Annotated in this window: 17 protein-coding genes, 3 tRNA genes and 1 pseudogene; 7 read left to right on the top strand and 14 right to left on the bottom strand. The window is 59.7% G+C overall.

Annotated elements, in window-relative coordinates; genetic code table 11:
• Positions 1–31 precede the first annotated feature (31 nt).
• From tig to J3P95_RS16005, 4 genes are all read right to left on the bottom strand, one after another.
• On the bottom strand, positions 32–1,342 hold the full coding sequence (tig, locus tag J3P95_RS15990; protein WP_434580568.1) for a trigger factor: 1,311 nt from the start codon (positions 1,340–1,342) through the stop codon (positions 32–34).
• 424 nt (positions 1,343–1,766) lie between these two features.
• Positions 1,767–1,851, bottom strand: a tRNA-Leu gene (locus tag J3P95_RS15995).
• Positions 1,852–1,909: 58 nt separating this feature from the next.
• Positions 1,910–1,985: transfer RNA gene (locus J3P95_RS16000), tRNA-His, on the bottom strand.
• Between the two features lie 41 nt (positions 1,986–2,026).
• Positions 2,027–2,103, bottom strand: a tRNA-Arg gene (locus tag J3P95_RS16005).
• Between the two features lie 281 nt (positions 2,104–2,384).
• Here J3P95_RS16005 and folD point away from each other — a divergent pair.
• A complete protein-coding gene (gene folD, locus J3P95_RS16010; RefSeq protein WP_434557769.1) occupies positions 2,385–3,239 on the top strand; it encodes a bifunctional methylenetetrahydrofolate dehydrogenase/methenyltetrahydrofolate cyclohydrolase FolD in 855 nt (284 codons plus the stop codon).
• Between the two features lie 278 nt (positions 3,240–3,517).
• Positions 3,518–4,456 (top strand): D-alanyl-D-alanine endopeptidase, encoded by a 939-nt coding sequence (pbpG, locus tag J3P95_RS16015; protein ID WP_434580566.1) that lies wholly within the window; start codon positions 3,518–3,520, stop codon positions 4,454–4,456.
• Positions 4,457–4,532: 76 nt separating this feature from the next.
• On the opposite strand, the gene J3P95_RS16020 is transcribed toward pbpG, so the two are convergent.
• Both J3P95_RS16020 and J3P95_RS16025 read right to left on the bottom strand, forming a co-directional pair.
• Entirely contained in the window at positions 4,533–4,742 is a 210-nt protein-coding gene (locus tag J3P95_RS16020) for a DUF6021 family protein (protein WP_434557771.1), read from the bottom strand.
• A gap of 100 nt (positions 4,743–4,842) precedes the next feature.
• Positions 4,843–5,520, bottom strand: coding sequence for a peptidase C39 family protein (locus tag J3P95_RS16025; RefSeq protein ID WP_434557772.1), 678 nt, complete (start codon positions 5,518–5,520; stop codon positions 4,843–4,845).
• A gap of 225 nt (positions 5,521–5,745) precedes the next feature.
• Between J3P95_RS16025 and J3P95_RS16030 the strand changes: the two genes are divergently transcribed.
• On the top strand, positions 5,746–5,910 hold the full coding sequence (locus J3P95_RS16030) for a hypothetical protein (RefSeq protein WP_434557773.1): 165 nt from the start codon (positions 5,746–5,748) through the stop codon (positions 5,908–5,910).
• Positions 5,911–5,976: 66 nt separating this feature from the next.
• Here J3P95_RS16030 and J3P95_RS16035 read toward each other — a convergent pair whose 3' ends face one another.
• Together J3P95_RS16035 and J3P95_RS16040 are read right to left on the bottom strand one after the other, a co-directional pair.
• Positions 5,977–6,726 carry a TerC family protein gene (locus J3P95_RS16035; protein WP_434557774.1) on the bottom strand — a complete coding sequence of 250 codons (750 nt, stop codon included), beginning with the start codon at positions 6,724–6,726 and terminating at the stop codon, positions 5,977–5,979.
• 27 nt (positions 6,727–6,753) lie between these two features.
• A complete protein-coding gene (locus J3P95_RS16040; RefSeq protein ID WP_434557775.1) occupies positions 6,754–7,017 on the bottom strand; it encodes a hypothetical protein in 264 nt (87 codons plus the stop codon).
• Positions 7,018–7,154: 137 nt separating this feature from the next.
• On the opposite strand from J3P95_RS16040, the gene nhaR reads away from it, so the two are divergent.
• On the top strand, positions 7,155–8,051 hold the full coding sequence (nhaR, locus tag J3P95_RS16045) for a transcriptional activator NhaR (protein ID WP_434557776.1): 897 nt from the start codon (positions 7,155–7,157) through the stop codon (positions 8,049–8,051).
• Here nhaR and J3P95_RS16050 read toward each other — a convergent pair.
• Positions 8,048–9,208, bottom strand: coding sequence for an MFS transporter (locus tag J3P95_RS16050; RefSeq protein WP_434557777.1), 1,161 nt, complete (start codon positions 9,206–9,208; stop codon positions 8,048–8,050). The two genes, nhaR and J3P95_RS16050, sit on opposite strands and share 4 nt — an antisense overlap.
• A gap of 280 nt (positions 9,209–9,488) precedes the next feature.
• Between J3P95_RS16050 and sstT the strand changes: the two genes are divergently transcribed.
• On the top strand, positions 9,489–10,721 hold the full coding sequence (sstT, locus tag J3P95_RS16055; RefSeq protein ID WP_434557778.1) for a serine/threonine transporter SstT: 1,233 nt from the start codon (positions 9,489–9,491) through the stop codon (positions 10,719–10,721).
• A 63-nt stretch (positions 10,722–10,784) separates the two neighbouring features.
• Here sstT and J3P95_RS16060 read toward each other — a convergent pair whose 3' ends face one another.
• Positions 10,785–11,294 carry a DUF1993 domain-containing protein gene (locus tag J3P95_RS16060; RefSeq protein ID WP_186609773.1) on the bottom strand — a complete coding sequence of 170 codons (510 nt, stop codon included), beginning with the start codon at positions 11,292–11,294 and terminating at the stop codon, positions 10,785–10,787.
• 129 nt (positions 11,295–11,423) lie between these two features.
• Between J3P95_RS16060 and J3P95_RS16065 the strand changes: the two are divergent.
• A pseudogene (locus tag J3P95_RS16065) lies at positions 11,424–12,070 on the top strand (YceH family protein).
• Positions 12,071–12,076: 6 nt separating this feature from the next.
• Here the strand turns inward: J3P95_RS16065 and J3P95_RS16070 are convergent.
• Positions 12,077–12,898 (bottom strand): shikimate 5-dehydrogenase, encoded by an 822-nt coding sequence (locus J3P95_RS16070; RefSeq protein ID WP_434580563.1) that lies wholly within the window; start codon positions 12,896–12,898, stop codon positions 12,077–12,079.
• 246 nt (positions 12,899–13,144) lie between these two features.
• Between J3P95_RS16070 and J3P95_RS16075 the strand changes: the two genes are divergently transcribed.
• The gene (locus J3P95_RS16075) at positions 13,145–13,495 is read left to right on the top strand and encodes a hypothetical protein (protein ID WP_186609776.1); all 351 of its coding nucleotides are present in this window, start codon (positions 13,145–13,147) and stop codon (positions 13,493–13,495) included.
• 79 nt (positions 13,496–13,574) lie between these two features.
• Here J3P95_RS16075 and J3P95_RS16080 read toward each other — a convergent pair whose 3' ends face one another.
• The 3 genes from J3P95_RS16080 to xth form a co-directional block, all read right to left on the bottom strand.
• A complete protein-coding gene (locus J3P95_RS16080) occupies positions 13,575–15,095 on the bottom strand; it encodes a nucleobase:cation symporter-2 family protein (RefSeq protein WP_434557782.1) in 1,521 nt (506 codons plus the stop codon).
• A 137-nt stretch (positions 15,096–15,232) separates the two neighbouring features.
• Positions 15,233–16,054 carry an arylamine N-acetyltransferase family protein gene (locus J3P95_RS16085; protein WP_434580561.1) on the bottom strand — a complete coding sequence of 274 codons (822 nt, stop codon included), beginning with the start codon at positions 16,052–16,054 and terminating at the stop codon, positions 15,233–15,235.
• Positions 16,055–16,168: 114 nt separating this feature from the next.
• Positions 16,169–16,963: an exodeoxyribonuclease III gene (gene xth / locus J3P95_RS16090; RefSeq protein WP_434557784.1), complete on the bottom strand. Its 795-nt coding sequence runs from the start codon at positions 16,961–16,963 to the stop codon at positions 16,169–16,171.
• Positions 16,964–16,983 lie beyond the last annotated feature (20 nt).

A 16,983-nucleotide genomic window follows, 5' to 3' on the forward strand; every position in this document is an offset into this window, starting at 1 on the left:
CTTATGGTGTGTGTTTCTTACTGCGGAACCATCAATCGGCTTGTGGAGCTTCCACCGGCTTGACCGCTTCTTCGTAAGAGACCGCTTTGTCGGTCACGCTAGCTTTCTGCAGAACAGTATCCACAACTTGTTCTTCCAGCACAACCGAACGGACTTCGTTCAGCTGCTGCTCGTTCTTGTAGTACCAGGACACCACTTGCTCAGGCTCTTGATACGCCGAAGCCATTTCCTGGATCAGCTCACGAACGCGCGCTTCGTCAGGCTTGAGCTCGAACTGCTTGACCACTTCAGCGACGATAAGGCCCAGCACGACACGGCGCTTGGCTTGTTCTTCGAACAGCTCGGCCGGCAGCTGGTCAGGCTTGATGTTGCCACCGAACTGCTGAACGGCCTGTACGCGCAGACGGTTCACTTCGTTGTCCAGCAGCGCCTTTGGCACTTCGATCGGGTTGGAGGCCAGCAGACCGTCCATGACTTGGTTCTTGACCTTCGACTTGATGGCCTGACGCAGTTCACGCTCCATGTTCTTGCGAACTTCGGCGCGGAAACCTTCCAGACCGGTTTCCTTGATACCGAACTGGGCGAAGAACTCTTCGTTCAGCTCAGGCAGCTTCGGCTCGGAAACACTGTTGACGGTCACGGTGAACTCGGCGGCCTTGCCGGCCAGGTCCAGGTTCTGGTAGTCCTCGGGGAACGTCAGGTTCAGCACACGCTCTTCGCCGGCCTTGGCGCCAACCAGGCCATCTTCGAAACCAGGAATCATGCGACCGGAGCCCAGCACCAGCTGGGTAGCCTTGGCGGAACCGCCGGCGAACACTTCACCGTCGACCTTGCCGACGAAATCGATGTTCAACTGGTCTTCGTTCTGGGCGGCACGATCGGTCGCCTCGAAACGGGTGTTCTGCTTGCGCAGGATGTCGAGCATCTTGTCCAGGTCGGCGTCTGAAACGTCAGCGCTCAGGCGCTCGACAGCAATGGACTCAAAACCGGCAACAGTGAACTCCGGGAACACTTCGAACGTGGCGACGAACTCGAGGTCCTTGCCTTTTTCCAGCACTTTAGGCTCGACGGAAGGAGCACCAGCCGGATTCAGCTTCTGCTCGACGACAGCTTCGTAGAACGAAGACTGGATCACGTCGCCCACGGCTTCCTGGCGTGCATCAGCTTCGTAGCGCTGGCGGATTACGCTCATTGGCACTTTGCCTGGGCGGAAACCTGGGATTTTGGCCTTTTGGGCAGTCTGCTGCAGACGCTTGTTGACCTGAGTCTCGATGCGCTCAGCCGGCACGGTGATGCTCATGCGGCGCTCAAGAGCAGAAGTATTTTCAACAGAAACTTGCATGGATATTCCTCGTTGCACAGACGTTGGCCGGGCGTTTCCGACCCCAGAATCAAGGGCATGCATTCTAGTAGGTCAAACTCAAGAAGTCACCCTACTGAAAACGCGCAGGAAACAAGCGCCGAATTTAGAAGCGGGACAATGCGTCATGCCCCGCCCAGTTTGCAAATACAGTCGGTCATTGCCAGGGCTCTGGGTAGCACTTCTATATATAGAAGCATCGCTTCCCTTCTACCCCGGCATACGGCTCGCGCTGGAAGGCCGACGGAAAGTCGAGCATCATCACGAAACACATTTGCGACGAATCGGATGCTTCGCAGCCGCGCCCAGAACCAGGCTGAGGCGCATACGCGATCCTTGAAAACAAAAACGGCGCAGCCCTTTTCAGGTTCTGCGCCGTTCTCTGCTAATTAAATAGCGACTTGTATGGTGCGGACGGAGAGACTCGAACTCTCACACCTTGCGGCGCTGGAACCTAAATCCAGTGTGTCTACCAATTCCACCACATCCGCGTATCAAGCTTTTAAAGCAAAGGCGCCAGACTATTAAATCTGGCGCCTTTCTAGAATATGGGGTGGACGATGGGGATCGAACCCACGACAACGGGAGTCACAATCCCGTGCTCTACCAACTGAGCTACGCCCACCATATTGCCTTGTAGCGTTACTTGTGCCAAAGCTGCCTAATTGGCGCACCCGGCAGGACTCGAACCTGCGACCATCCGCTTAGAAGGCGGATGCTCTATCCAGCTGAGCTACGGGCGCCTTTTTAATCTGTATTCTTGGACGATTACAAACTAAGTGCTTTCAGTTTCGCCGAATTGAAACAACCAACTCCGCTCGACCTTCTTAACCAGTGCTAGGCTGTGCCCGACAAGTGCGACGAATGTTATAGACGGCCCGATAGGTCGTCAACTCTTTTTTAAAAAAAATTCATTTAATTAAAGGAGTTAGGGGAATTTGCAGACCAAGCGCCTTTGCCCTCACGCCTCGGCATGCGAGAATGCGTTCTCTTTTTTTCCCCTCTCGATGGTTAACCACGCGCAATGACTGCACAACTTATCGACGGCAAATCGATCGCCGCCAGCCTGCGCCAGCAGATCGCCCAACGAGTCACCGAGCGCCGCCAACAGGGCCTGCGCACGCCCGGCCTTGCGGTAATCCTGGTCGGCAGCGATCCTGCCTCTCAGGTTTATGTCTCGCACAAGCGTAAAGACTGTGAAGAGGTCGGCTTCCTTTCCCAGGCCTACGACCTGCCTTGCGAAACCTCTCAGCAAGCGCTGGCCGAGTTGATCGACCGCCTCAATGACGATCCGAACATCGACGGCGTGCTGCTTCAGTTGCCCCTGCCCGAGCACCTCGATGCCTCGAAACTGCTGGAGCGTATCCGCCCGGACAAAGACGTCGACGGTTTCCATCCTTATAACGTCGGGCGCCTCGCCCAGCGCATTCCCTTGCTGCGCCCCTGCACGCCCAAGGGCATCATGACCTTGCTGGAAAGCACCGGCGTGGACCTTTACGGGCTCGATGCCGTGGTGGTGGGCGCCTCCAATATCGTCGGTCGCCCGATGGCCATGGAGTTGCTGCTGGCCGGTTGCACCGTCACCGTGACCCATCGTTTCACCAAAGACCTGGCGGGCCACGTCGGCCGCGCCGACCTGGTGGTCGTCGCCGCCGGCAAGCCTGGCCTGGTCCGGGGCGAGTGGATCAAGGAAGGTGCCATCGTCATCGACGTGGGCATCAACCGCCAGGACGATGGCAAGCTGGTGGGCGACGTGGTCTATGAGACCGCCCTGCCACGCGCCGGCTGGATCACTCCGGTTCCCGGCGGAGTGGGACCGATGACCCGCGCCTGCCTGCTGGAGAACACCCTTTACGCGGCCGAGACGCTGCATAGCTGACAGACGGGACGACCCGCCCAATCCCGTGGAGCGAGCCTCTTCGCTCCGCGGTGTACCGGTGGCCGGATCCTGCTCCGCCAGACAGCGGATTCCCTATCTCCCCAAACTACAAATTTTTCAGATTCGATTCGCCAGAATCGCCCTCCATTAAACTTTATTCATTCACGAGTCCCGGTGGCACAGGCATATAGCGCTGTCCTCGCCCATACTCATAAAATGCGGCGCTTTTTAACAAGCCGTTGTTCAACGGCATCTTCAACTCTATCGAGTCTACTCGCGTGAAAATTCGTCTTTCGGTCATTAGCCTGCTTTTCGTTTTCACAGGCACTCTCATCACGCAAAACGTCAGCGCGCAGGAAACCATTGCGGTTCCCCGAGACAGCTCGAAATTGCAAGTCGCCTCCGGCAGCGCAATCCTCCTGGATCTACAAACAGACAAAGTCGTCTACTCGAGCAATCCGGACGTCGTGGTGCCGATTGCTTCGGTGACCAAGCTGATGACCGGCCTGATTGTCCTGGACGCCAAGCAGAACCTGAACGAATACATTCCGATGACCATCGCCAACACGCCAGAAATGAAGGGCGTGTTCTCCCGGGTCAAGCTCAACAGTGAACTGTCACGCCGGGACGTGCTGCTGATCGCGCTGATGTCCTCGGAAAACCGCGCCGCCGCCAGTCTCGCCCATCACTATCCCGGCGGTTACGCAGCGTTCATTGCGGCGATGAACGCCAAGGCCAAGGCGTTGGGCATGACCAGCACCCATTATGTCGAGCCCACTGGCCTGTCTACCCAAAACGTATCGACCGCCCGTGACCTGACGAAACTGTTGATCGCGGCGCGCAAATACCCGTTGCTGAGCGAATTGAGCACCACCAAGGAAAAGACCGTGACGTTCCGCAAGCCGGTCTATAGCCTCGGCTTTCGCAACACTGATCACCTGGTCCACAAGGCCAACTGGGACATTCAACTGACCAAGACCGGCTTCACTAACCAGGCTGGTCATTGCCTGGTGCTGGTCACAAAAATGGGTAATCGCCCGATGGCATTGGTCATTCTTGACGCCTTCGGCAAATACACCCATTTTGCCGATGCAAGCCGCATCCGCAGTTGGGTCGAGACAGGCAAAAGCGCCAGCGTCCCGGCCGTGGCCCTTCAATACAAAGCCGCGAAGAATCTCAAGAGCCGCCAAAGCGGTGTGGTTGAAGCATCCAAGTAGACGTGGCGCAACAATCCTATAGCCCCAGACAAATAGCCCCGACCCAATAGCCCCGACGTGTCGGGGCTATTTTCATTCAGGGCTTGAGGTCACCTAAAGGATCGTAAGGCCTGGAAGAAGGTGCATCCTGCGATTCCTTCTCGTCATCCAGGGGCGCCTTCGCCGGCCCTATCGGATCGACCTGCGGATCGTCGAGATCCGGCGAGTCCGGATCGAACCCCAAATCATCATTACCGGACGAATGCTCGGAAGAATGTGGCCCCGAAGGTGTTTTCGACTGTGCCATTGCAGCCTCCTTGAGTCATGGCCCGGAGTTTCCAGGCCCTGACGATAGGAACCCGTTGCATGCCAGGTTGTGCCCGACAGCTGACGAACGGGGATCGCATTCAGTGTGCAGCGTCCAGAGCCTTGGTCGCCCGCGCCCCTGCCTGCTCCTGTCCTGCCCCGGCCAATTCCTCGGCGGCTTTCAACCAGCGTTGCGAATCAACATTGGCAGGAAGTTGCGTAGGCTTTTGGATCAGTACGGCCCAGCCCCCAGCACCTTTGAAAGCCGACTCGAATGCATCGAAGCTCATCAACGAGCGCCGATTCATTCCAGAGCGCAGCAGCACCGTGCGTTTCTGCCGGTTATAACCTGCGAGGATTGCGTAGCGCGGCTCGGACCAGAACGCCGAACCCTTGGTGTAGCGCAGCAATACCGGATAGCCCGCCGCCACCTGTTCGAGCAATGCGGCAAGTTCACCATCGAGGGGGTACACCACCAACCCGTATTCATGCGCCAGGGTTTGCAGGTTCTGCTGCAAACGAGCCTCGCCACCGGGCAGCTGCAGAGGTTTCTCCAGCAGCCCGGGCGTAATTACCGTTCCTTGCAAGGTCAACAGAGCCGCCATCGATTGCGGCGCGCCCTGGTGCATTTCACCGCGAAAGAACGGCACGCTGTTGAGCTCCACCCGCTCGGGCAGGCGCTTGATCTGCGGCGACACGCTGCCGGCGCACCCCATCAGGGCGGCGAGGCAGGACAATGCCAATACCAGTGATCGAAAAGATGAAATTACTGGCGACATGATGACTCTCTTGTTCAGGCAGACCCGGCATTTGAGCCGGGCGTGGGCCGACGATCATAAGGCGCGCGTCGGCCCGGGTATAGCCATAGGCAACAGTTTCACCACTGCGATAGAACGAACCGATCCTTCGCCGCGCACCACTGATCGACTGCTCGTAACACTTGAGCGACTAGACTGTCCATTGCAGAGAGTGTATTGCCCGGTTCCGGGCAGAAGGAGGCCCAGATGAGCCTGATGATGACTGTTCTGATGCTGGTATTCGGCTGGCTGAGCGTAGCGGCGGCCATGTTGTGGGGCGTGCTGCGGATCGCCCGGCGCCACCACCCCGCGCCGCAGCCACAAGCGCAACAGAACCCGAAAACCACCGCCCGCCACGCCACCGCGCACTGACCTTTACGTCGTCCATAAAAAAGCCGCCCGGGACCTTCGATCCCGGGCGGCTTTTGTCTATCTGGCTCAGGCTTGCTCGACGGCCTTCTTTTCCCTGGCCCGACGGGACAGCATGTTCAACACCTCGATCGCTGCCGAGAAGGCCATGGCCGCGTAGATGTAGCCCTTGGGCACGTGGGCACCGAAGCCTTCGGCAATCAGCGTCATGCCGATCATGATCAAGAAGCCCAGGGCAAGCATCACCACGGTAGGGTTGTCGTTGATGAACTTGGCCAGTGGCTCGGCGGCCAGCAGCATCACCAGAACCGAAACCACCACGGCGATGATCATGATCGGCAAGTGTTCGGTCATGCCCACCGCCGTAATGATGCTGTCGATGGAGAACACCAGGTCGAGCATCAGGATCTGACCGATCGCGGCGGCAAACCCAAGGGTCACGCCTGACGTAGCGGACTTCGGATCATTCGGTGCCGGATCCATGCTGTGGTGGATCTCAGTAGTAGCCTTCCACAGCAGGAAGAGGCCGCCCGCGATCAAAATCATGTCCTTCCAGGAAAATGCCTGGCCGAGGATCTCGATGACAGGTTCGGTCAACTGCACGATGAAGGCGATGGTGCTCAACAAGCCCAGGCGCAGGATCAACGCCATGCCGATACCGATCCGCCGAGCCTTGGCCCGATGTTGTTCGGGCAGCTTGTTGGTCAGAATCGAAATGAAGATCAGGTTATCGATGCCGAGCACAATTTCCATGACGACCAGGGTTGCCAGGGCAATCCAGGCGGTTGGGCTGGCGGCGAGCTGTAACAGATAATCCATGGGGCAGTCCTGACTCGATAAGACGGGTTAAAGGGTTTGGGTGGAGGGTTTGGCTGCTTCAGCTTCGTCCTCGGGTTCTTCCTTGGGGCTGATCAACCCGCCGGAGAGCTCGCTGATGGCCTGTTCGGCAGCCTTGTGAGTATCGTCGATGGCCTGCTTGGCCGTTTCAACCGCTTGTTCCTTCAGCTGCTCTGCCAAGTGCTGGGCGCTTTTTTCGGCTTGTTCGCAACCCACGAGCGCCACCGACGACAACGATAGCAAGGCTACCAGGCCCAAGGATTTATACGTCATGAAGACAGTGCCTCTCAGAGAATGGACGGAGCCTAAAGATGGCTCACCAATGGCCCGGCATTCTAGAGACGCAAATACTTCAGGAAAATTCGTATTTTCAGCGGTTATACTTCGGTTTTTACGAACTGGTGCGCCTCATGCTCAATTACCGCCAGCTGCATTATTTCTGGGTGGTCGCCAAGACCGGCAGCATCGTGCGTGCCTGCGAGCAACTGAACCTGACCCCGCAAACCATCAGCGGGCAGATTTCCCTGTTCGAGCAGACCTACAATATCAAGTTGTTCCGACGCGTCGGGCGCCAGTTGGAGCTGACCGAAGCCGGCCGCCAGACGCTGCCCTACGCCGAACACATGTTCCAGCTGGGCGGCGAACTGGAATTGATGTTGCGCGCCCAGCCCAACGAGCAGCAAACGTTGTTTCGGGTCGGGGTGGCGGATGTGGTGCCCAAGTCCATCGTCTACCGACTGTTGGCACCGACCATGGAGCTGAACGACCCACTGCGCATCACCTGCCGCGAAGACAAGCTCGAGCGGTTACTGGCAGACCTGGCGATTCAACGCCTGGACCTGGTGATTTCGGACAGCCCGATGCCGACGCACCTGGACATCAAGGGCTTCAGCCAGAAACTGGGGGAATGCGGGATCAGTTTTTTCGCCACAGCCGCGTTGGCCGAGCGCCATGGGCAGGATTTTCCCCACAGCTTGCATGACGCCCCGCTACTGATTCCCGGGCCGGAGACGGTGGTGCGCAGCCGCTTGCAACGTTGGTTCGCCGAGCAACAGATCCAACCGCGTATCGTCGGCGAATTTGACGACAGCGCGCTGATGCAGGCGTTTGGTCAGTCAGGCAGCGGGATTTTCATCGGCCCCAGCGTGATTGCCGAAGAGGTGAAGCGGCAGTACGGCGTGCAGGTCATCGGCCAGACCGATGCGGTGAGCGAGTCGTTCTACGCGATTTCCGTGGAGCGCAAGGTCAGCCATCCGGGCATCGTCGCGATCGCCGAAGGGGCACGCCGCGAGCTGTTCAGTGGCTAGCACTGCGCGCAGCTGACGCGGGGTTTGAACGTCATCAGCCATAACGTCAGCAGGATCGACACCAGGATGAACCCGGCCGCGGCGAAACCGACATTGCCCAGCCCCAGGGTATCGATCACCCGTCCGCCGACCATCGCGCCCAGGCCGATTCCCAGGTTGGCGCCGGCGATGTTCAGGGACGCGGCGAACGCCGGCGCCTCAGGCGCAGCCTTCATCAACCGGACATGGCTGACGAGGAACAAAGCCGCCTGGGTCACGCCCCAAATGCCCAGCGCGGCGGCCAGCCCCAGCGTCGAATGAATGCTCGGCACCAGCGCCACCATACCGCCGATCATGAACAGGCAGAACACCATCGACGCGATCAACGGATGTCGGTCCACCGCGCGGCCTCCCATGGAATTGCCCAGCAGGCCCACGGCGCCAAAGCCCATCAGGCACCAGCCTACGAGCGTGCCGTCGAAGCCGGCCAGCCGCTCGAGAATATCCGCCAGGTAGGTGTAGGCGGTGAACATGCCGCTGAATACCAGCACCGACAACAGCACATGCCCCTGCATCAAAGGGCTGCGCAGGATTGTGAGCTGCGAGCGAAAGCTCACCTGGTGCAGGTGCAGCTTGGTTTTTGGCAGGTAGATAAACAGCAGCAGCGCCTTGGCAAACGCGATAACAGCCAGGATTCCAAAAGCGCTGCGCCAGCCAAACGCATCGGCGATCAGCGTGCCCACCGGAATGCCGAATACCGTGGCACAGACGATGCCGAATCCGATCCGGGCAATAGCGCGTCCGGCGAACTGCGGTCCGACAATGTCTACCGCCGTTTCGCTGGCCAACGCCCAGAATACCGGCAGGCCCAGCGCCGGGATCAGCCGGGCAACGGCCATGACCCAGATGTTGGGTGCCAGCGCCGCGAGGGTGTTGGCCAGGCCGAACATCACCAGCACGCTGATAAACAATTTGCGCCGCTCGACACGGGCGAACCAGGCCGTCAGGAACGGCCCGAACGCCGCAACGGTAAACGCGAACAAGGTCACCAGCAGCCCCGCCTGGGGGATGCTGACGTGCAGATCACGGGCAATGGATGGCAGCAGGCCGACGATGATAAATTCCGTGGTCAACACCGTGAAACCAGCGGCGGACAACAGAAAGATTGGCAACAGCATGCAAGACTCCAGAAAAACGACGACACCAGCGCTAGCCCTAGGGCCCGCCGGAGATATTGAAAGGTGAGAAAAGCAGAGCCTAACAGAATGTGCCGGTCAGAAAAATCCACTTAAAGATGCAGGTGACGGATCGTCACAGGTCCGTCAGATTTTTCGTCGGGCTGTGATAAAGTCCGCGCCCTGCAAACGCTCCACCTTCTTTTCGGTCCCGCTCATGTGGCCTGCCCGCTTGTTGCCCTGATTGGCTGACCGTTGCAAACAAAAAATCAGAGATACCGTCATGACAGCTGTCTCCCCTTCTCTTCTGCACCGCCTCAAACACACCGGCCTGGTCACGCAAATCATCATCGGCCTGGTCGCCGGTATCTTTCTGGCATGGCTGGCGCCGGAGCTGGCAACGTCCACGGCATTCATCGGCAAGGTCTTCGTCTCAGCGCTCAAGGCTGTCGCGCCGATCCTGGTGTTCGTGCTGGTCATGGCCTCGATCGCCAACCATAAGCACGGCCAACAGACCCATATCCGGCCGATCCTGTTCCTTTATCTGTTGGGCACTTTCGCAGCGTCTGTGGTCGCGGTCGTTGCCAGCATGCTGTTCCCCTCGAACCTGGTACTCAGCGCGCAAGATGTCGCCGTCACTGCACCAGGTGGCATCGGCGAAGTGCTGCAAAGCCTGGCGCTCAGCGTGGTCGACAATCCGGTCCATGCCTTGATGGAGGGCAACTTCATCGGCATCCTGGCCTGGGCCATCGGCATGGGCGTCGCCATCCGCCACGCCGGGCAAACCACGCGCACCGTGTTGGATGACCTGTCCAACGGCGTGACCGTGATCGTGCGCCTGGTCATCCGCTTCGCGCCGCTGGGGATCTTCGGGCTGGTGGCCTCGACCCTGGCCACTTCCGGCTTTGGCGCCCTGCTCGGTTACTTGCACCTGCTGACCGTGTTGATCGGCTGCATGCTGTTCGTGGCGCTGGTGGTTAACCCGCTCATCGTGCTGTGGAAGCTGCGTCGCAACCCATACCCGTTGGTGTTCACCTGCCTGCGCGAGAGCGGCATCACCGCGTTCTTCACCCGCAGCTCGGCGGCGAACATTCCGGTGAACCTGGAACTGAGCAAACGCCTCGGTTTGCACGAAGACACCTACTCGGTCTCGATCCCGCTGGGCGCGACCATCAACATGGCCGGTGCCGCCATCACCATCACAGTGCTGACGCTGGCGGCCGTGCATACCCTGGGTATCGCGGTGGACTTGCCCACGGCAGTGCTGCTGAGTGTTGTCGCCGCCATCTGCGCCTGCGGTGCGTCCGGTGTCGCCGGCGGTTCACTGCTGCTCATTCCGCTGGCCTGCAGCCTGTTTGGCATCCCCAGCGAAATCGCCATGCAAGTGGTCGCTGTGGGGTTCATCATCGGTGTCCTGCAGGACTCGGCGGAAACTGCGCTGAATTCGTCGACGGACGTGTTGTTCACCGCGGCGGCTTGCCTGGGTGAGGAAGAACGGTCGCAGCGTACTGCCTGACAGACAGACACAAAAAAACCCGGAACGGCCCACACCGTTCCGGGCTTTTTCATGCTTGCGGGTTTAGAACGCGCCCATGTAATCGCGCTTGCCGACTTCCACGCCGTTGTGACGCAACAGGGCGTAGGTGGTGGTGACATGGAAGAAGAATTGCGGCAGACCGTAGGTCAACAGGTAGGTTTGACCGCTGAAGCGCTTCTCCTTCGGCGTGCCCGGACGGGTCACGATTTCAATGCCTTCCTTGCCGTCGATCTGCTCGGGCTTGATGCCATCGATGAACGCCAGCACCTTGGCGATCAACGCTTGCAGCTCAGCGAAAGTGGTCTCGCTGTCGTCATATTTCGGTACTTCAATCTCGGCCAGGCGAGCGGACACGCCCTTGGCGAAATCCACGGCGATCTGCACCTGGCGCACCAACGGGAACATGTCCGGGAACAGGCGCGCTTGCAGGAAAGCGTTCGGGTCGATGCTTTTTGAGGTGGCGTGGGCTTCGGCCTTGTTCAGGACATCGCTCAGGGCATTGAGCATCTGCTTGAAAACCGGGACGGATGCGGCGTATAGGGAAATAGTCATGGTGGTCTCATGCGGGTGGTGAAGAAAGATGAATCGAACGTGGGCGATTATAGCCACGGCTTGTTACGCACCTTGTCTTTTATTGCGCAAGGATTAGGCTAGCGTCCTCCACAGCATAGGGAACGCGCGATGAGCATCGAAGAACAAAGTCAGGCCGAAGAACCACGGCTCAATAGCACGGAAATCCGCATTCTCGGCGCATTGATCGAAAAGCAGGCGACCAATCCCGAAACCTATCCCCTCACGCTCAACGCGCTGGTGCTTGCCTGTAACCAGAAAACCAGTCGTGAACCAGTGACCAACCTCAATCCGGGCCAGGTTGGCCAGAGCCTGCGGGCATTGGAAGGTCGAGGCTTCACCCGACTGGTGATGGGCAGCCGCGCCGACCGCTGGGAACACCGGGTCGACAAAGCGCTGGAGCTGGTGCCGGCCCAGGTGATCCTGATGGGGTTGCTGTTCTTGCGCGGCCCGCAAACGGTCAATGAGCTGCTGACCCGCAGCGGACGCATGCATGACTTCGAAGACGCCGAGCAAGTCGTGCATCAGCTTGAGCGGCTGATTGCCCGAGGCTTGGCGCTGCTGGTGCCACGCCAGGCCGGCCAGCGCGAAGACCGTTATGTGCATGCGATGGGCGACCCAGCGGACATCGAGGCCATCCTCGCCGCCCGCCACAACCAACAGAACGCAGCATTGGCAGCGGCGTATCGCTGGAGCGCATCGAAGAACTCGAAGCGCGGATCGCCGCGTTGGAAGAACGCCTGGCACGACTGGAATAACGAGGCCTACACGGAGCGGGCGAAGGCCACGGCTTTTTCGAACTGTTCCAGATTGGGCCGCACGCCGGTGTACAGCACGAACTGCTCCAAGGCCTGGATTGCGATGACTTCCAGGCCGGTGATCACCCGTTTGCCCTGCGCCCGGCCCTGCACGATCAACGGCGTTTCCGACGGGATCGCCACGACATCGAACACGGTGTCGGCCGCGGCGATTGCCGCGGGGCCGAACGCCAGGTGGTCCGCTTCCGGGCCGCCGCTCATGCCGATTGGCGTTACGTTGATCAGCATCTGCGGGCGTCGGTCAGCCAGTTCAGCTTGCCAGTCGTAACCCAGCGACTCGGCAAGGGCTCGGCCAGTGGTTTCGTTGCGAGCGACGATCAACCCGTTCTTGTAGCCCCCGTCGCGCAAGGCGGCGGCGACGGCCTTGGCCATGCCGCCGCTGCCGCGCAGCGCAAAGGTCGAATCCTTGGGCACGGCATGACTTTGCAGCAACTGAGCGATGGCGATGTAGTCGGTGTTGTAGGCCTTCAAGTGCCCATCGGTATTGACGATGGTGTTGATGGACTGGATCGCTGCGGCGGAAGGGTCCAATTCGTCGACCAAGGCAATGCACGCCTCCTTGAACGGCATCGATACGCCGCAGCCACGAATACCCAAGGCACGAATCCCGCGCACCGCACCGGGCAGGTCCTGGCTGCTGAAGGCCTTGTAATAGAAATTCAGCCCCAGTTGTTCGTACAGATGATTGTGAAAGCGCAGGCCAAAATTGCCTGGGCGCCCCGATAGCGACATGCACAGTTGGGTGTCTTTGTTGGGATTGATCTGCATGCTCGTCTCCTTGATACCACTTTCGGACAGGTGGGATCACCGTCCCGACAGTTTATTTCGATGATCAGACACCGGGCGCAGCGCGGCGACTCGGCAGTCTGTAAAAAAAACCGCCACAAACCTTACACAACATTTACCCAACGACGTTCAAAATCCTGGAAAAATCGCGGTCATAGCCAGTATCCCCGCGCCCCTACTTGGGTCTGTTGCAGACCACAGGCGCCGGGGCCGGAACGAGGAATCGCCATGAAACGCAAGCTCCCCATCATCGCCCTGCTCGTGGGGGCTCTCGCGGTCACCGGCCAGGCATCCGCCCATGGTCGCGGTGGTTGGGAGGGGCCCGCAGTGTTCGGCGCCATCGTCGGCTCGGCCATCGTTGGTTCGGCGCTGATCAGCCGTGACCGGCCGGTGTACGTCCAGCAACCGGTTTACGTGCAGCCGCAGCCGGTCTATGTGCAACAGCCGCCCCCGGTTTATTACCAGCCGCAACCGGTGTACGTGGAACAGCCGATCTACTACCGCCCGGCACCGGTGTATTACGGACCGCCACGGGGCTACTACTACGGTCCACCACGCGGCCACTATGGTCGCTGGTAATCACCGTTCAAGCGAAAAAAAAGCAGCCGGCGATCAGTGATCGCCGGCTGCTTTTTTTGGGCTGATATCAGCTACGAGGTCAGACGTGCTCGCTGCTTTTAAGCCGCACCGGCCCGTGCTCTGGCGCCAGGTGCTCAGGCACCGCTACCACCGGAATCTCGTTGCCGTCGCAGTCGTGCAGCTTGCCGTCGCTGAAGTAATCCCCTTCGCGCAGCGCCGCCAGGTCCTGGTAACGCAACACCCGCTCGGTACCGGCGGCGAAAACGGACTGCTGGTCGGAATTACCCGCGGTGAAGTGGTTGAACGCCAGGTTCAGGATGATCGCCATGATCGCCGAGGAGCTGATGCCCGAGTGAAAGATCGTCGCGAACCAGCTGGGGAAATGATCGTAGAAGTTCGGGGCAGCGATAGGAATCATGCCAAAGCCGATGGACGTGGCGACGATGATCAGATTGACGTTATTACGGTAATCAACCTTCGACAGGGTCCGGATGCCGCTGGCGGCCACGGTGCCGAACAGCACGATACCGGCGCCACCGAGCACCGAGGTGGGCACTGCGGCGATCACCCGCCCCATGAACGGCAACAGGCCGAGCACGACCAGGAACACCCCGCCAGTCGCCACCACGAAACGGCTCTTGATTCCGGTCACCGCCACCAGGCCAACGTTCTGGGCGAAGGCGCTCTGGGTGAAGGAACCGAAAATCGGCGCGATCATGCTCGACAGCATGTCCGCCCGCAGACCGTCACCCAGGCGCCGCGAGTCGACCTTGGTGTCGATGATCTCACCCACTGCCAGGATATCGGCGGAGGTTTCCACCAACGTCACCATGATCACAATGCACATCGACAGGATCGCGGCGATGTGAAAGGTCGGCATTCCAAAATGGAACGGCGTCGGGAAGCCGAACATCGGGCCTTCGCCGACAGAGGAAAAATCTGCCATGCCAAGGAACACCGCGATGACCGTACCGATGACCATCGCCAGCAGAATCGACAGCCGCGAGATGGTCGCGCTGCCCATTTTGCTCAGCAACAACACCAACACCAGGGTCACCGCAGCCAGGCCGATGTTCGCCATGCTGCCGAAATCGGGCGCATGGCTGTTGCCGCCCATTGCCCAGCGCGCCGCCACCGGCATCAATGTCAGGCCGATGGTGGTGATGACGATGCCGGTGACCAATGGTGGGAAGAACCGGGTGATCCGCGAAAACACCGGCGTAATCAGCAGGCCGATCAGGGATGCGGCAATGACCGCGCCGAGGATGGCCTGGAAGCCCCCTTCCCCACCGGTGCCGACAATCGCGACCATGGTGGCGACGCCCGAAAACGAAACGCCTTGGACCAACGGCAACTGACAGCCAAAAAACGGCACGCCGAGCGTCTGCAACAGTGTTGCCAGCCCCCCTGCGAACAATGACGCGGCGATCAGTAGACCGATGTCCGACGGTGACAACCCCGCCGCCTGGCCAATGATCAACGGTACCGCGACGATGCCACCGTACATGGTCAACACATGCTGCAGGCCGTAAGCCATATTCGCGCCGACACCGAGATTTTCATCCTCGGGCCGTGGGAGTGAATCATGGGGCGTTTTCATAGTTCGGGGGTTCCCTGTTTTTTGTTATGGGCACACTGTATTCAAAACTCGGGACAAATGTCCATAGAGTTGTATACAACTTGTTACCCCTGCGTCGTCGACAGGGTTGCAATTCCCGAACCAGAAGGTTCAGCTTCTTACACCAAAAGCCGCTGTACCGCGGGCCGCAGCTCCTCTCGGGGCGGCACATTCAAACCGAACTCCTTTTCCAGCAGATCGATGAGTTCATCGATATCGTTAATGGTGCGTCTCTCGCTGCCGTGTCCAATCCGGTGCACAGCGTAGCTGTTGCCGTTGAGTGTCTTGCGCAGCCCGTCGCCCGTGCGAGCGACCATCAACCGGCCCATGAACGGCGATTGCGGGTGGGAGCAGACGTACCAATTGCCGACGGTGTAGTCGATTTCTTCCTGGCGTTGCAGATCGAACAGGTACATTGGCCGCCATTCATCGGCGACCTCGGCACGCAGCAGATAGCCGTCTTCATTGGCCTCGATGCGGTACGGCTCGTGAGGCGTCGGTTGGATGTCGCAACTGTCCAGCAACAGCGGCGCGGTGGGTACCATGCCGCCGAAGCCGACATCGGTGATATAGCGCACGCCGTCAAGCGTCACCAGGCTCAAGCGATGAGTGCGCGCGGGCCAGGCGCCCTCCGGCGCGTTCATGACGACCCGTCCGGTGATGCCCCGGGCGTCGAAGCCCAGCTCCTGCAAGAGCGCCAGGAACAATTGATTGAGCTCATAGCAATAACCGCCGCGCCCTTGCTCAAAAACCTTGCGTTCGACGGATTCAAGGTCGATGGGCACCGGCTGACGCAGCAGTGACGAGAGGGTCTCGAAAGGAAACTCGGCCGTATGACGCCCTTGGAGCAGGCGCAACGTATCGAGGGTTGGCGGTGGGGCCGTGTTGAAGCCCAGGCGGCGCAAATAACGGCCGGTATCGCTCAGTCGCGGTTCGCTCATGGGGATGTCCTTTCCTGTCAGGTGCAGGGCCTGCGGTAGGGTCGCGGCCATTGCGGCAGGTATAAGGCATTTCCCTCCAGCGGACAAATCTGACTGGTGACTGCCCCCAAATCCTTAACGCTGCTTTCGCGACGACAACCGGATCCAGGTGGGAGCATGATCGCTGGGATGTGGCTGGTTCCTGACCCAGGCGTCCACGCCCGCCTCGCTCAGGTAAGCGCTGGCCGCCGGGTTGAGCAGCAGATGATCGATGCGCAGCCCGGAATTCTTCTGCCAATGCTGACGGAAATAATCCCAGAACGTGTAGATACGCTCGTCTGGATACAGATGACGCAACGAGTCCGTCCAGCCCTGGTCCAGCAAGCGTTGGTAACATTCGCGGCTTTGCGGTTGCAACAGCGCATCCTTGAGCCAGGAGCGCGGGTTGTAGATGTCCATGTCGGTGGGCACCACGTTGTAGTCTCCGGCTAGGACCACCGGATGATCGCTTGCCTGTAGCGCCTGCGCATAATCGATCAGCCGTTCGAACCAGGCCAATTTATAGTCGAACTTGGGGCCTGGCTGCGGGTTGCCGTTGGGCAGGTAAAGGCAGCCCACCAGGACACCGTGCACCGCCGCTTCCAGGTAGCGACTGTGACTGTCGTCGTCGCCCCCCGGCAAGCCGCGCCGGCTCTCCAGCGGTTGCGCATCGCGGGCCAGGATCGCAACCCCATTCCACGAAGCCTGGCCATGCCAGATCGATCCGTACCCTACCGACTCCAGTTCCGCTGCCGGGAAATCCTTGTCCGCCGCCTTGAGTTCCTGCAGGCATACGACGTCGGGTTTCTCCCGTTCTAGCCATTCCAGCAGGTTAGGCAACCGGGCCCGGATGCCGTTGATGTTGAAGGTTGCGATTCGCAGGTTCTTCATGGGCCAAAAACTCTGAATGC

The organism is Pseudomonas sp. Z5-35 (assembly GCF_051131945.1).
GTDB lineage: Bacteria > Pseudomonadota > Gammaproteobacteria > Pseudomonadales > Pseudomonadaceae > Aquipseudomonas > Aquipseudomonas marvdashtae.